The 13,945-nt window shown below is 72.0% G+C and carries 10 protein-coding genes; 6 read left to right on the top strand and 4 right to left on the bottom strand.

Translation table 11 applies throughout. The features are described 5' to 3' along the window. Positions 1-77 precede the first annotated feature (77 nt). Positions 78-560, bottom strand: coding sequence for an STAS domain-containing protein (locus tag ACFWE2_RS19355; protein WP_377225843.1), 483 nt, complete (start codon positions 558-560; stop codon positions 78-80). A 258-nt stretch (positions 561-818) separates the two neighbouring features. Here ACFWE2_RS19355 and ACFWE2_RS19350 point away from each other — a divergent pair, with 258 nt between their 5' ends. Beyond that, positions 819-3,173: a SpoIIE family protein phosphatase gene (locus ACFWE2_RS19350; protein WP_377225842.1), complete on the top strand. Its 2,355-nt coding sequence runs from the start codon at positions 819-821 to the stop codon at positions 3,171-3,173. Between the two features lie 170 nt (positions 3,174-3,343). Here ACFWE2_RS19350 and ACFWE2_RS19345 read toward each other — a convergent pair whose 3' ends face one another. Next, positions 3,344-3,748, bottom strand: a complete 405-nt coding sequence (locus ACFWE2_RS19345; RefSeq protein WP_357503776.1) for an STAS domain-containing protein — start codon at positions 3,746-3,748, stop codon at positions 3,344-3,346. Positions 3,749-3,879: 131 nt separating this feature from the next. Between ACFWE2_RS19345 and ACFWE2_RS19340 the strand changes: the two genes are divergently transcribed. The 3 genes from ACFWE2_RS19340 to purD all read left to right on the top strand — a co-directional run bounded on the left by ACFWE2_RS19340 (position 3,880) and on the right by purD (position 7,020). After that, the gene (locus ACFWE2_RS19340) at positions 3,880-4,323 is read left to right on the top strand and encodes a DUF3151 domain-containing protein (protein WP_377225841.1); all 444 of its coding nucleotides are present in this window, start codon (positions 3,880-3,882) and stop codon (positions 4,321-4,323) included. A 74-nt stretch (positions 4,324-4,397) separates the two neighbouring features. After that, a complete protein-coding gene (locus ACFWE2_RS19335; RefSeq protein ID WP_377225840.1) occupies positions 4,398-5,690 on the top strand; it encodes an adenylosuccinate synthase in 1,293 nt (430 codons plus the stop codon). 43 nt (positions 5,691-5,733) lie between these two features. Then, complete coding sequence (purD, locus tag ACFWE2_RS19330; protein WP_377225839.1) at positions 5,734-7,020, top strand: phosphoribosylamine--glycine ligase; 1,287 nt, start codon at positions 5,734-5,736, stop codon at positions 7,018-7,020. Between the two features lie 71 nt (positions 7,021-7,091). On the opposite strand, the gene ACFWE2_RS19325 is transcribed toward purD, so the two are convergent. Together ACFWE2_RS19325 and ACFWE2_RS19320 are read right to left on the bottom strand one after the other, a co-directional pair. Next, positions 7,092-8,513 (bottom strand): ricin-type beta-trefoil lectin domain protein, encoded by a 1,422-nt coding sequence (locus ACFWE2_RS19325; protein ID WP_377225838.1) that lies wholly within the window; start codon positions 8,511-8,513, stop codon positions 7,092-7,094. 169 nt (positions 8,514-8,682) lie between these two features. Then, on the bottom strand, positions 8,683-10,938 hold the full coding sequence (locus ACFWE2_RS19320) for a substrate-binding domain-containing protein (protein WP_377225837.1): 2,256 nt from the start codon (positions 10,936-10,938) through the stop codon (positions 8,683-8,685). Between the two features lie 63 nt (positions 10,939-11,001). On the opposite strand from ACFWE2_RS19320, the gene ACFWE2_RS19315 reads away from it, so the two are divergent. Both ACFWE2_RS19315 and ACFWE2_RS19310 read left to right on the top strand, forming a co-directional pair. Continuing rightward, a complete protein-coding gene (locus tag ACFWE2_RS19315; protein ID WP_377225836.1) occupies positions 11,002-12,123 on the top strand; it encodes a LacI family DNA-binding transcriptional regulator in 1,122 nt (373 codons plus the stop codon). Between the two features lie 132 nt (positions 12,124-12,255). After that, on the top strand, positions 12,256-13,884 hold the full coding sequence (locus ACFWE2_RS19310) for a glycoside hydrolase family 6 protein (protein ID WP_377225835.1): 1,629 nt from the start codon (positions 12,256-12,258) through the stop codon (positions 13,882-13,884). The last annotated feature ends 61 nt before the right edge of the window (positions 13,885-13,945 follow it).

The following is a 13,945-nucleotide window of genomic DNA, read 5'->3' as shown; positions in this document are numbered from 1 at the left end:
GCAGTCTGAACTGCCGATCACCTGACCTTTTACCGATCATTCAGGCCGCGGGAGGCGCGGGTCGCGCGCGTGCCGCGTCAGGAGGCGGGCGGGCCGCCCACACCTGCCGGGGCCGGCGCGTCGCCGGACGGCGGCGGGCCGGACGGACCGTCGTCGTCCAGCTCGAAGCCCGGGTCCTCGTCCACGATGTCGAGGAGGTCGCCGATCCGGGTCACCTCCAGCAGGAAGCGCACCGTCGGCGGTGCCCGCAGCACGCGTACCCGGTGCGGGCTGCGGCTCGCGAGGCGCGCGAGGAACGCGACGCCCGAGGAGTCCATGAAGGTCACGTGGTGCGCGTCGATCTCGACCGGGAGGCGTGACTCCTCGGCCGCGGCAGTGGCCTCGTGCAGATCACCGCCGATATCGGCGTCGATCTCCCCGGAGAGGACGATCCGCGCACGCGAGCGGCCCACGATGACGTGGATGCTGGCGGGGTCGCCGATCTCGGGGGTCTTATGGCCGGGGTCCTGGGGGCTCCCGCCCTGCGGACCGCGCGGGGGGTCGTAAGTTCCGTCCTGCACGGTTCTCCTTCCGGGAGCAGTGGTCGTGGCGCTGTGTCGGTCCGATGATAGAGGTTGAGGTTCAGATCTCGGACCGTCCCAATCTACGGTTGAATGTCCTGCTGGAACAGCACCTCGTGCAAGAGACACCGTTGGGAGGGCATTTTGACCGATTCATCCGGTCTAACACCGTCCTCTCCGCCGCCGCGGCACCCTGGCCTTTCCGTATTCGGCCTCGGTCCCACCCAGGACGGGACGACGAACGGCAGAACCGACGGCGTGTCGAACGGAACGCCTGACGGAGACGGCTTCGACGCCGGCCTGCCCGCGACTCCCGCCGCCGCGAGCGTGCCCCGGAGCATCCCGTCGAACCCGCCGTTCGGCGCCCACCGGACGTCCGGCGCGGAACCGCGCAGGCACGCGCCGAGCACCGGCATCCCGCGCCCCCTGCCGCCGTCGATCGGCGACGTGATCCTGCGTGCCGCGGTCAACGTGGGCATTCCCGTGTTCCTCACCGGGCCCACCGAGGACGGCATGCCGATGCTGTGGGCGAACAGCGCCTTCGAGCACTACGCGGGCGTGCGGTTCTCCGACTTCGCGGGGTACACGGTGCGTCGCCTCGGCGAGATGCTCGTCGAGCCGCAGGACCTCGAGCGCATGACCGAGCTGGTGAACGCGGGCCAGGAGGTCCACACGACGGTCCGGTCCCACCTGCGCGGCGGCACGAACGGCTGGGCCCAGCTCACGCTCACCCCTGCCCGCGCGGGCCACAGTGACCGCATCACGCACTGGATCGGGTTCAGTGTCGACGTCTCCGACCACATGGAGCGGCACGCGGCCCAGCTCGCGAGCCTCGAGGTCGAGCGGCAGCAGCGCGAGGACCTCGACCTCATCGCGCAGACCACCGAGATCCTCACCGACCTCGAGTACCCGTACGCCCTGCGCGACATCGCGGAGCTGCTCCAGTCGATGGTGCGCTGGGCGGGCTTCTACGTGAACGACGACGGCCTCAAGCACGCGGCGGGCATCGACGTCGCGGCGCCGCCCAGCGGCCGCGGACGCAGGCACGCGCGGTACATCGAGGGCGACAACATTGCGGACAAGTCCCTGCGCCGCCGTCCTTCCGTCGACGCACTCGGCGACTCCGTGACCACCGGCCCCATGCCGATCCTCGAGGTCGTCGACTCGGTCCAGGACGTGCTCGACGGCGTGCTCGACGGCCCCGTCCTGCTGCACCTCGACATCCCGCACGCGCCGCACTCGGCGTCGGGGTGGCTGCAGCGCGACCTCACGCTGCGCCTCGCCGACGAGCTCGGCAAGGCACCCGACTCCGTGGTGGTGCACCCCGTCGCCGGACGGCGGGACGTGCTCGGGCTGGTCGTCATCGTCCCGGACGAGGACGAGCCCGGCGACTACGTCGAGGCCGACGAGCCGGACACGCTGCGCACCGTCGTGGAGGTCGTGGCCCGCCGCGCGGGCAGCGCCATCGACAACGCCCGCATGTACGCACGCGAGCACCGCCTCGCCGAGACCCTGCAGCGCGCGATGCTCCCGGAGCAGGCGGACGTCGCAGGGCTCGACGTGTGGACGTACTACGCCCCCAACGCGGAGCACGCGCAGGTGGGCGGCGACTGGTACGACGTGCTGCAGATCTCGCCGGACCTCGTCGGCCTGGTGATCGGTGACGTCGTCGGGCACGACGTCGAGGCGGCCGCGACCATGGGCCAGCTCCGTTCCGTCGTGCGCTCGTACGCGTTCGAGCTGTCGACGCCGAGCCGTGTGCTCGAACGCGTGGACCAGCTCGTCGCGGGCATGGGCATACCGCGCTCGGCAAGCATGGTGTACGCCTCGCTGAAGCGCGAGGACGAGCCGGACGTCTGGACCATCGGCTACTCGCGTGCGGGGCACCTGCCGCCCCTCCTGCTGCGGGGTGGGCAGGTGATCAAGCTGGACGAGGGCGGCGGTGCGCTCGTCGGCTTCGGGTCGCGCGAGCGGACGACGGGCGAGGCGCGCCTCCAGCCCGGTGACACGCTGCTGTTCTACACGGACGGCCTGATCGAGCGGCGCGACCGGTCGCTGCGGCTGGGGCTGGAGGCCCTGCTGGAGACGGCGTCGGCCATCACGGCGCGCGACGCCGCCGGCGTGGGCGAGGAGCTGCTCTCCCGCCTGGCCGACGCGCCTGAGGACGACGTCGCGATCGTCGTGGTGCGGATCCCCGACCCGACCGGCGATGCCGGCGAGACCGCCCTGTCGCCGCGGTGGCGGCGCTGGATGCTGCCGAGCGAGCCGTCCTCGATCGGCCGGGCCCGGCACGCGGTGCTGCGTACGTGCCAGGCGTGGGGCATCGAGGAGTCGGCCCAGGCCGAGCTCGTCGTGTCCGAGCTGGTGGCCAACGGCGTGCTGCACGGCTGGGGGCACATCGCGCTGCGGCTGTACGACACGGGCGACGGCCTGCGGATCGAGGTCGAGGACAACAACCCGGCCCCGCCCGTGGCGACCGACGGGCACCCGAACCGCCTGGGCGGGTTTGGCATGCAGATCGTGGACCGCCTCGCGGAGTGGGGCTGGCGCCCCTCGGGCAGCGGCAAGCTGGTCTGGGCAAAGCTCCGCCGCCAGCCCACACCGCCGAAGTAGGGCGCCGGGGCGTGCGATTGTGCCCAGTCCCACACCCCCGTCCGGGCACAATCACTCAGTCCCCCGTGGCGGCATCACAGCGCGTGAACGTGCCCGAAAAGGGGTGCGGGATCGGGCGCAATCGCTCAGTGTCGCGACTACTTCCGTAGCGGAGCGCGGTGGATAACGTTTTACGCGGTGGAGACGTCCCGGTGGGACAACGGGGAACCGTCGTCGTCCCGCGACGTCATCACCGCGAAGCCCGAGTCGGGAGCGGAGGGTTCGCACGAGTGCTCGTCATCGATACGGAAGAGCTCCATCGCCCCGCACACCTCGAGCACGAACAGGTCGCGCTCGTCCGCCCCGCGGATCACTGTCGCGCCGCCCCGCTTCCGGCCGGCGTCGGCCAGGGAGATGAGGAACGCAGCGCCGGTCGAGTCCATGAACGTGACCCGGCACATGTCGATCACGAGCAGCTGTCGGCGCAGGCCGACGACGCGCGCTGCGATCTCCGGGAACTGGTCTCGTTCGGCGAGGTCGAGGTCGCCGGCGATCACGAGCGTCGTCGTCGTGGGAGACGTCGCGATCTCGATCATGTGTCGAGCGTAACGACTGTTGCCCGATCGCACCGGATGAAAGGCAAAATTCACCGTCTCCGGTGCCGTCGAGGGCAATCCGGTGCGGCCTGGTTTGTCCGTGCGTGGCCCAAAAGTGTGAGGATCTGAGCATGAGCACCCACGGCAATCTCCTGCAGGGCCCGGCCCCCACCCTGCTTCCCGACGACTTCCCGGCCGCCCGTGAGCGTCTGACCAGCGGTGACGACCCGGTGGTCGTGGCGGCGCAGACCCCGGCGTCGTCCCTCGTCTGGGCGGTCCTCGCGGAGGGTGCGCTCGCCGCGGGCAGCGCCTCCGGCAACGTCGAGGCCTACGCCTACGCGAGGACCGGCTACCACCGCGGCCTCGACGCGCTGCGGCGCGCCGGCTGGCGCGGGCAGGGCCCGGTCCCGGCGAGCCACGTGCCGAACCAGGGCTTTCTCCGCGCGCTCCTCGCGCTCTCCGAGGCGGCGCACCTCATCGGCGAGGAGGACGAGGCGGAGCGCTGCGCGAAGTTCCTGGTCGACTCCGGCACGTCCGTGGACGAGGTACGCGCCCTCACGTCCACCACGAAGTAGACTCGGGCGCGGCCCGCGGGCGCCATCGTGCGCACGACGCGGGCGACCCGAGCAATCCGAGAAGGTGGAGATCCATGCCAGGCGTCGTGCTCGTCGGGGCCCAGTGGGGCGATGAGGGCAAGGGAAAGGCGACGGACCTCCTGGGCTCCCGCGTCGACTACGTGGTCAAGTTCAACGGTGGTAACAACGCGGGGCACACGGTCGTCATCGACGACGAGAAGTACGCCCTGCACCTGCTGCCGTCGGGCATCCTGTCGCCGGGCGTCGTGCCGGTCATCGCCAACGGCGTGGTGGTCGACATCGAGGTCCTGTTCGAGGAGCTGGACGCGCTGATCGCGCGCGGCGTGGACGTGTCCCGCCTGCTCGTGTCGGGCAGCGCGCACATCATCGCGCCGTACCACCGCACCATCGACAAGGTGACGGAGCGGTTCCTCGGCAAGCGCCGGATCGGCACGACGGGCCGGGGCATCGGCCCGGCGTACGCCGACAAGACCAACCGCGTCGGCATCCGCATGTGGGACCTGTTCGACGAGAAGATCCTGCGCGCCAAGATCGAGGGCTCGCTGGACCAGAAGAACCACCTGCTCGTGAAGGTCTACAACCGGCGCGCCATCACGGTCGACGAGACCCTCGACGAGCTGCTGCAGTACGCCGACCGCCTGCGGCCCATGGTCACCGACACCGCTGTCGAGCTGAACAAGGCGCTGGACGCGGGCAAGAACGTGCTGTTCGAGGCCGGCCAGGCCACGATGCTCGACATCGACCACGGCACCTACCCGTTCGTCACCTCGTCCAGCGCGACGGCGGGCGGCGCGGTCACCGGGTCCGGCGTCGGGCCCACCCGGATCGACTCCGTGATCGGCGTCATCAAGGCGTACACGACCCGCGTCGGCGAGGGCCCGTTCCCCACGGAGCTGTTCGACGACAAGGGCGAGTTCCTGCGCAAGACCGGCGGCGAGTACGGCGTCACCACGGGCCGCGCGCGCCGCACCGGCTGGTACGACGCCGTCATCGCCCGCTACGCGACCCGCATCAACGGGCTCACCGACATCGTGCTCACCAAGCTCGACGTGCTCACCGGCATGGAGAAGGTCCCGGTCTGCGTGGCCTACGACGTCGACGGCGTCCGCCACGACGACATGCCCACCGACCAGACGGCGTTCCACCACGCGAAGCCGATCTACGAGGAGCTCGACGGCTGGTGGGAGGACATCTCCAAGGCCCGCGCCTTCGAGGACCTGCCGCCGAACGCCCAGGCGTACGTGAAGGCGCTGGAGGAGATGTCGGGCACCCGGATCTCCGCGATCGGCGTCGGCCCGAAGCGCGACGAGATCATCCCCGTCCACGACCTCATCCACAGCCGCTGAGCCGTACCCACCAAGAGACCCACCAAGAGAGCCCTCTGCCACAGTGAAGATCCTCGTCATCGGGACCGGTGCCCGCGAGCACGCCATCGTCCACTCCCTGCACCGGGAGACCGCGTCCGGGTCCGCCACCCACGAGCTGCACGCGGCGCCGGGCAACCCGGGTATCGCCGGGCTGGCCACGCTCCACGAGATCGACCCGCTGGACGGGACGGCCGTCGCGGCGCTCGCCAAGCAGGTGGGCGCGGAGCTCGTCGTCGTCGGGCCGGAGGCGCCGCTCGTCGCGGGTGTCGCGGACTCCGTCCGGGCGGCAGGCATCCCGGTGTTCGGGCCGTCCGGCGAGGCCGCCCTGCTCGAGGGCTCCAAGTCCTTCGCCAAGGAGGTCATGGCCGCGGCGGGCGTGCCGACCGCGATGGCGCACGTGTGCACCGACGTCACGGAGCTCGCCGCCGCGCTGGACGCGTTCGGCGCCCCGTACGTGGTCAAGGACGACGGCCTGGCCGCAGGCAAGGGCGTCGTGGTCACCGACGACCGCGAGGCCGCGCTGGCCCACGGCGAGGCATGCCTCGCGGGCGGTGGCACCGTGGTGGTCGAGGAGTACCTCGACGGACCCGAGGTCTCGCTGTTCTGCGTGTCCGACGGCGCGAAGGTGGTCCCCCTGGTCCCCGCGCAGGACTTCAAGCGCGTCGGGAACGAGGACGAGGGTCCCAACACCGGCGGCATGGGGGCCTACAGCCCGCTGGGCTGGGCGCCGCAGGGTCTCGTCGACGAGGTGGTGGAACGCGTCGCCCAGCCGACCGTCGACGAGATGGCGCGGCGCGGCACGCCGTTCTCCGGCGTCCTGTACGTGGGGCTCGCGCTCACCAGCAGGGGCACGCGCGTGGTCGAGTTCAACGCGCGCTTCGGCGACCCGGAGACGCAGTCCGTGCTGGCCCGGCTCCTGACGCCGCTCTCGGAGGTCATGCTCGCGGCGGCCCTCGGCAAGCTCGCCGGGCTGGAGCCGCTCCGCTGGCGCCGGGAGGCCTCGGTGACGGTCGTCGTCGCGTCGGAGGGCTATCCCGAGCACGCCCGGTCGGGCGACCCGATCACGGGCATCGAGGAGGCCGAGGCGCTGCCCGGCGTGCACGTGCTGCACGCCGGTACCGGCCGCTCCGAGACCGGCGAGCTGGTCAGCGCCGGCGGCCGCGTGCTGTCCGTCGTTGCCCTCGGCACCGACCTGGCCGACGCCCGGCGCCGGGCCTACGAGGGGGTCGCGAAGATCGACCTCAAGGGATCGCACCACCGCACGGACATCGCGCTGAAGGCGGAGCGCGGCGAGATCACGGTTCCGTAGCAGGGGCAGGGGCAGGGGCAGGGCGGGCGGCCACGCCGGAGGTCCGGCAGGGCCGCCCGCGCCAGGTGCGGCTACGCCGTGCGCCGCCACTGCTGGGTGGCCGCCGTGGCGTCACAGCTCGCGAGCGTGAGACCCCAGGAGTCCGCCGGGGTGGCGAGGCACAGGGCCGGGTCGGCGACGCTGCTGATCGTCCCGTCGGCGCTGAGCTCCCACTGCTGCTCGGGCGTGCCAGTGCAGTCGGCGATGACGAGCGTGCCGCCGGCGGCGGGTGCGCCGCTCGGCGCGACGCACATGTCGCCGTAGACCGTGAGCTGCCGGTCCGCGGTCCAGTCGAACGACTGGTTGCCGCCCCCGTTGCAGTGCCACAGGCCGAGCTGCGTGCCGGCCGTCGTCGAGAAGCCCGGGACGTCGACGCACACGCCGTGCTGGACGCTGACCAGCGGCTCACCCGGCGGTGCGGGCGGCAGGTCGTTCAGGACCTCCTTCTTGAGCAGCCGCCAGCCCCACTGGATCTGGGCCAGCCCCGAGGCGTTGGTGACCTCGAGGTCGCCGTCGCCGACGACCTCGGTCAGGGTGTAGGCGTCACCAGTCCGGAGGCCGGGCCAGTAGACGACCCCGATGCCCTGGTCCCTGGCGACCTCGGTCAGCGCGCCGAGGTACGAGGTGTAGACGTCGCCCTCGTGGTTGCCGTAGTTGAGACCCGTCGTCATCGGTGAGCCGGCTTCGCTGACGACCGTGCGCCACCCGTACCCGCCGAGGCGCGGGAGCAGGTTCGCCTTCCACTCGTCCTCGGTCGTGTGGTCGGCCCAGAAACCGTAGAAGTGCAGCGAGAGCAGCGTCCCCTTCAGCTCCCTGGCCGCGCCGACACCGGTGACGTCGTCGTTGTAGCCGGTCCCCGAGATGATCACGCGACCGCGGGGCACGTCGTCGTGGTCGTCCAGCCACCCGGCGGTCAGGTCCACCCACTGGTCGAGGGTGTAGCCGAACGGCTCGTTCATGGGCTCGAAGTACACCTTCGGGTTTCGCCCGTACTCCGCCACGACCGTGTCCCACATCGCGTCGAAGGCGGCGGGGTCGTCGGCCAGGCCGTCCTTGGCGCTGTCCGCCTCCCAGTAGCTGAGGATGACCTTGAACCCGTTGTCCGTGGCGGAGTCGATGGCGCCCTGGTACGAGTCCCACCAGTCGGTGCCGACGCTCGAGGGGTTGATCGGCAGCCGCACCGTGTTGGCGCGCGTCTCGTGCCGGAACTCGAGGAGGATGTCGGTCGCCTTGGCGTACGTCGTGCCGTAGTCGTCCTCCGTGCTCAGACCGGAGGGTACGACCTCGTCGTCCGCGTAGTTGTCGCGTGGGTCCGCCCAGTTGACCCCGCGGAACTCGCTGGTGCCGGACGGCCCGACCGATGGGGCGGCGACGGCGGTACCGGGAACCACCGCCGATGCCGCGATGAGGAGGCCGGCGACCGCAAGGGTGCCGGTACGGACTGCTCGTGTCATGAGGACTCCGATCTGGGGGCGCGTCGCTGCGCCGCCGTCCGAGGAATCGAGGCGGCTGTGCCGGTCCGACTCCTATGTTGGCGCAAACATTGCACGACGGTCCGCGGTTGCGCAAGGTCGTGCTGCCTTCCCGGTTCCCTTGCGCGGCAGCTCCGCGGGTCGTGCGGCCCTAGCTCGTCACCCCCCGGCGTTCGCGCACGGGCATGCCCGTCACGTCCATCAGGACGCCGATCATGCGTGCGCGGACGCCCGCGTCGTCGGTGACGGTGGTGGCGCGGCAGCGCACCCACATCTCGCGGCCGTCGGCGGCGAGCAGCCGGTGCTCCAGGTCGAGCGGCTCGGCGGCCCCCGCGAGCTGCCGCGCGATCGCCGTCTGGACGGTCCGCACGTCCTGGGGGTGCACCCGTCCGGTCCACTCCTCGATGCCCGTGCACGTGGCGTCGTCGGGCAGGCCGACGAGGGCGCGCCAGGTGCGGGAGTAGAAGACCTGGCCCGTCGCGATGTCCCAGTCCCAGGTGCCCTCCAGCGCCACGTCCTGGACCAGGGCGTTGCGCTCGACCTCGGTGCGCAGGTCGAGCACGAGCGCCCGTTCCCTGGCCGCGGCCTCCGCGAGCGCCGCCTGCTGCCGCTGCAGCGAGGTGAGGCGGTCCTCCCGGTCGAGCGCGACGGCGACCATCGCCGCCCAGTGGTCGAACTTGTCGCGGGAGCTGGTGGCGTGGATGTCCACGCCGCCGCCGATCGCGAGCATGCCCCAGTCGCTCTGGTCGAACGTCACGGGCACGACGAACACCACGCCCTCGCCGGCCAGTGCGGGCGGCGGGAACTTGCTCACCGGCACCTGCGTGCCCACCAGGGCGGTCGCCTTGCGGGACGCCGCGGTGGTGCCGACGATCTCGAGGGTGCGTGCCCCGTTCACGGGGCCGGACGCCGGCGACGCGCCGGGTGCCGGCGCTCCCTCGGAGCCGGTCCACAGGGCGAGCGTGGCGGGGCCGGAGTGGCCTCGGGGGAGCCAGGTGAGCGCGCGGATCGCTCGGCCGTCGGCGTGCAGCAGGTCGAGGTCGAGCTCGTACTGGTCGGTGATCGTGCGTTCGAGCCGGCCGGACCGGGCCAGCAGGGTCTGCGTGCACCCGGCGCTGAAGGCGACGAGCACGTCGGTGGCGGTCTGCGTGACCGCGCGGGCACGGGCGGCCCGGCTGGGGGTGCGGGGTGTCTTGGCCGCCGGATCGCCGCCGGTCGGCACCTGTCCGCGTCTGACCTGCTGGTGGAACTCCTCCTCCACCGACCGCAGCGCGGGGATGAGCTGCTCGATCGCCTCGGGGTGGGGCCGTAGCGCACGGGTGCTCTCGGCCAGGCTGGTGAGCGTGGCCTGCGTGGGCGGCTGGCCCAGGGCCGCCGCGCTCCGGAACACGCGCTGCACGCCGCGCAGCCACGAGTCGAGGTCGGCGCCGGGTCCGAGGCGGGCTTCGGCCCCGTCGAAGGTCGCGCGTGCCACCTCGCCCAGCCGCCGCCACGCCGTCGAACCCTCCTGGGCGGGCAGTCGTTCGACGAGCGCGCCCGTTCGCGCGTCGAGGCAGCCGCACGACTCGCGCGTCACGAGAGTCGAGCGCGACAGGTGCTGACCGGCTACGCGTTCGCCCCGGATCCGGGCGAGCAGCAGCGAGACGGCGAGCTCCCCGACCTGGTCGTGGTGCGGGTCCACCGACGCGAGCCGGGGCCGGACACGGGCGCCCGCCTCCGAGTGGTCGAACCCGACGATCGCCTGGTCGCCCGGGAGCGACAGGCCCTGGGCCTGCAGCGCGCGGGAGAACCCGATCGCGTTGCGGTCCGTCGCGGCGAAGGTCGCCGTCGTCGGCAGCCCCGGACCGCCCACGACGGCCTGGGCGACGGTGGCGGCGCTCGCCTCCTGGTTGTCGGCGGTGCGGTAGAGCCACTCGGGCCGTGGCGTGATGCCGTGCGCGAGCAGCGTGGCGAGGTAGGCCTCGTGGCGCTGGACTATGTCGGCCTGCCGCAGGCTGCCGAGGAACCCGATCTGCCGGTGTCCGTGCGCGATGAGGTGTTCGACGGCGGCGCGTGTGCCGCCCTCGTTGTCGGGGGTCACCACCGGGGCGTCGATGCTCGTGGTGCGTCCGCTGATCAGCACGACCGGCGTGCCGTCCTCCTCGATCTGGAGCAGCGTCGCCTCGTTCACGGCCGAGGTGATGACGATGACGCCGTCGACCTGGCCGAGGCTCACGGACGCCGTCCCTGGTGGCCGGTCCGGGAACTGCTCGCGTTCCAGGTCGGCCGGGTACGTCTGCACGGCGACCACACGGTGCCCGTCCGGTCGGAGGGTGCGTGCGATCCCGGCGAGCACCCGGCCGAAGTAGTAGCCGCCGACGACCGGGGACAGCACCCCGATCACATACCTGCGCTTTCCGATAAACATGCAAATACACCCGTCTTCGTTGACGTTGTGCAAAATTCACCCGAGGGTGCATGCTACGTGGTTATGGTCCCAACGTCGCGACCGAATGATCCGGAACTGTCAGAATTTTCGACTCATCGGCGCCGACCGACGATTGTTGACGTCGCCAGAGCCGCCGGCGTGTCCACGGCGGTCGTCTCGTACACCCTGAACGGGCGCAGCGGGGTCTCGCCGACGACCCGTGAACGGGTGCTCCGGGTCGCGGACGAGCTGGGCTGGCGTCCCGCGACGGCCGCCCGGTCGCTCCGCAGCGGTCCGGCGGCCGCCGCCCTCGTCGTGGTGCACGACCAGCCGTTCGGCACGCGTGCCGCGTTCCCGCTCGACCTCGTGACGGGCGCGCTGCAGACCCTCGGACCGGACACGCTCACGCTCGCCGTGCACGTCGCGGAGTCGCCGGCGGACGCCGCCCAGCTCATGGACCGCTGGTGGACCGAACGCCGCTACGCGGCCTTCGTCGTCACAGGGGTCCGGAGGGACGACGCCCGGCTCGCCGCCCTGCGCACGCTCCCCGCGCCGACCGTCGTTGTGGGTGCCGTCGCCGACGGCGCCCCCGCCACCTGGCAGCACGTGGTGCTGGACGACGGGGACGCCTTCGCTCAGGTGGGTGTCTTCCTCGCCGAGCTGGGGCACCGCCGGATCGCGATGGTCGCCGGGTCGGAGCACCTGCTCGCGCCGGTCCGCCGCGCCGCCGCCCTGGAGGCGTCCCTCGTCCGGTACGGCATAGAGCTGCACACGGTCGCGGGCGACGGCCCGGAGCGGGCGTCGGCGGCGCTGCGCCCGCTGCTCTCGGCGAGCGACCGGCCCACGGCGATCGTGACCGACGACGACGCCACCGCCGGGCTGGTGCTGGACGTCGCCCGGCGGCTGGGCCTCGGCGTGCCGTGGGACCTCTCCGTGGTGGCAGGGACCGACTCTCCGGCGTGCTACCTGACGACGCCCTCGCTCACCGCGGTGCCGTACCCCGTCGAGGAGCTCGGCCGGGCTACCGGCTGGGCCCTGCGCGCGGCGCTCGGCACCGCCGTGTCCCGGCGCGCGGTGGGGGTCGACCCCACGGAGGGCGAGGCGCCGCCGTCGGGCACCGTGCCGGTGGGCAGGCTCGTCGTACGCGGCTCGACCGCGCCACCGGCCGGCGACCAAATCGTTTAAGGCCGTTCTGCCCGAACCAAACGGTAGGCAAAGTATCGACATGCCGCGGCGGAACGAGCCGCTGCGGTGCGCGGTTCGCCAGGCATCCTGTGCCGGTGCGGGACGCGCCCGGTACGGCCAACGGAGGTCACCGTGTCTACAGCACAACGCCGCATGCGCGGCACATCCCCACTCGGATCCCGCCCACGCAGGCCCCGCACCGTCGCGGCGGCAGCGGTGGGTGCGCTCCTCGCAGCTCCCGCGCTGGTCGCCGGGAGTGCGCCGGCCGTCGCGCTCGTGGACAACCCGTTCGTCGGGGCCGAGCAGTACGTCAACCCGGACTGGGCGGACCTGGTCGAGACGGCCGCCGGCCAGGTCGGCAACGCGGACGTCGCCGCCGACATGCGGGCCATCGCCGACGAGCCGACGTCGGTCTGGATGGACCGGATAGCTGCGATCGCGGGCACCGAACGCCAGCACGGCCTGGAGTGGCACCTCGACCAGGCGGACGCCCAGTCCGGTGGCGCACCCCTGGTGTTCAACGTGGTCATCTACGACCTGCCGGGCCGCGACTGCCACGCCCTCGCCTCGAACGGTGAGCTGCCGGCCACCGCGGCAGGGATGCAGCGGTACAAGACCGAGTACATCGACCCGATCGCCGCGCTGCTGAACCAGCCCGAGTACGAGAACCTGCGGATCGTCGCCACGATCGAGCCGGACTCGCTGCCCAACCTGGTGACCAACCAGTCCGACGCCGACTGCGCTGCCTCGGCGCCGTACTACCGCGAGGGCGTGCGGTACGCGCTGACCGAGCTGTACGAGGTCGGCAACGTGTACTCCTACATCGACGCCGGCCACTCGGGCTGGCTCGGCTGGCCGAACAACGCCACCGGAGCCGCCCAGGAGTTCGCCGACGTCATCGAGGGCGGCACCTACGGGTGGTCCGCCGTGTCCGGCTTCATCACCAACACGGCGAACACCACGCCGCTCGTGGAGCCGTTCCTGCCCAACCCCGAGCTTCAGGTCGGCGGCGGCCAGGTACGGTCGGCGAGCTGGTACGAGTGGAACCCGGACTTCGACGAGACCGACTGGACGGCGCACCTCTACGACCTGATGGTCGCGCAGGGCGCACCGTCGAGCATCGGCATGCTCATCGACACCAGCCGTAACGGCTGGGGCGGCTCGGCCCGTCCGACGGCGGTCAGCACGTCCACCGATCTCAACACCTACGTGAACCAGTCCAAGGTGGACCGCCGCAACCACCGGGGCGCCTGGTGCAACCCGTCGGGCGCGGGGATCGGTGAGCGGCCGACCGTCACGCCGTCGGGCTACCCCGAGTCCCACCTCGACGCCTACGTCTGGGTGAAGCCCCCGGGCGAGTCGGACGGCTCCTCGACCGAGATCCCGAACGACGAGGGCAAGCGGCTCGACCGCATGTGCGACCCGACGTACTCGTCCAGCGAGCTGGGCGGGAAGCTCACGGGCGCCCTGCCGGGCGCGCCGCTGTCGGGTCACTGGTTCCAGGCGCAGTTCGAGATGCTGGTCGCCAACGCGTACCCGGCCATCAGCCCGACGGACCCGACGGACCCGACGGACCCGACCGACCCGACGGACCCGGTCGAGGAGTGCACCGCGGCGGCCTGGAGCGCGTCGACCGTCTACGTCGGCGGCAACACGGTGTCGCACGCCGGGCACGAGTGGCGTGCCAAGTGGTGGACGCAGGGCCAGACACCGGGCACCACCGGCGAGTGGGGAGTGTGGCAGGACCTGGGCGCCTGCTGACCTGAGCTGTCAGACGCTCCCGCAGTTGTCAGACCCCCAGGTCACTCGGGTGACCTGGGGG

The sequence above is a fragment of the Promicromonospora sp. NPDC060271 genome (assembly GCF_042726755.1).
Taxonomy (GTDB): Bacteria; Actinomycetota; Actinomycetes; order Actinomycetales; family Cellulomonadaceae; genus Promicromonospora.
Note: the sequence above shows the minus strand (reverse complement) of the source record. Positions and strands in the feature narration are given on the sequence as shown.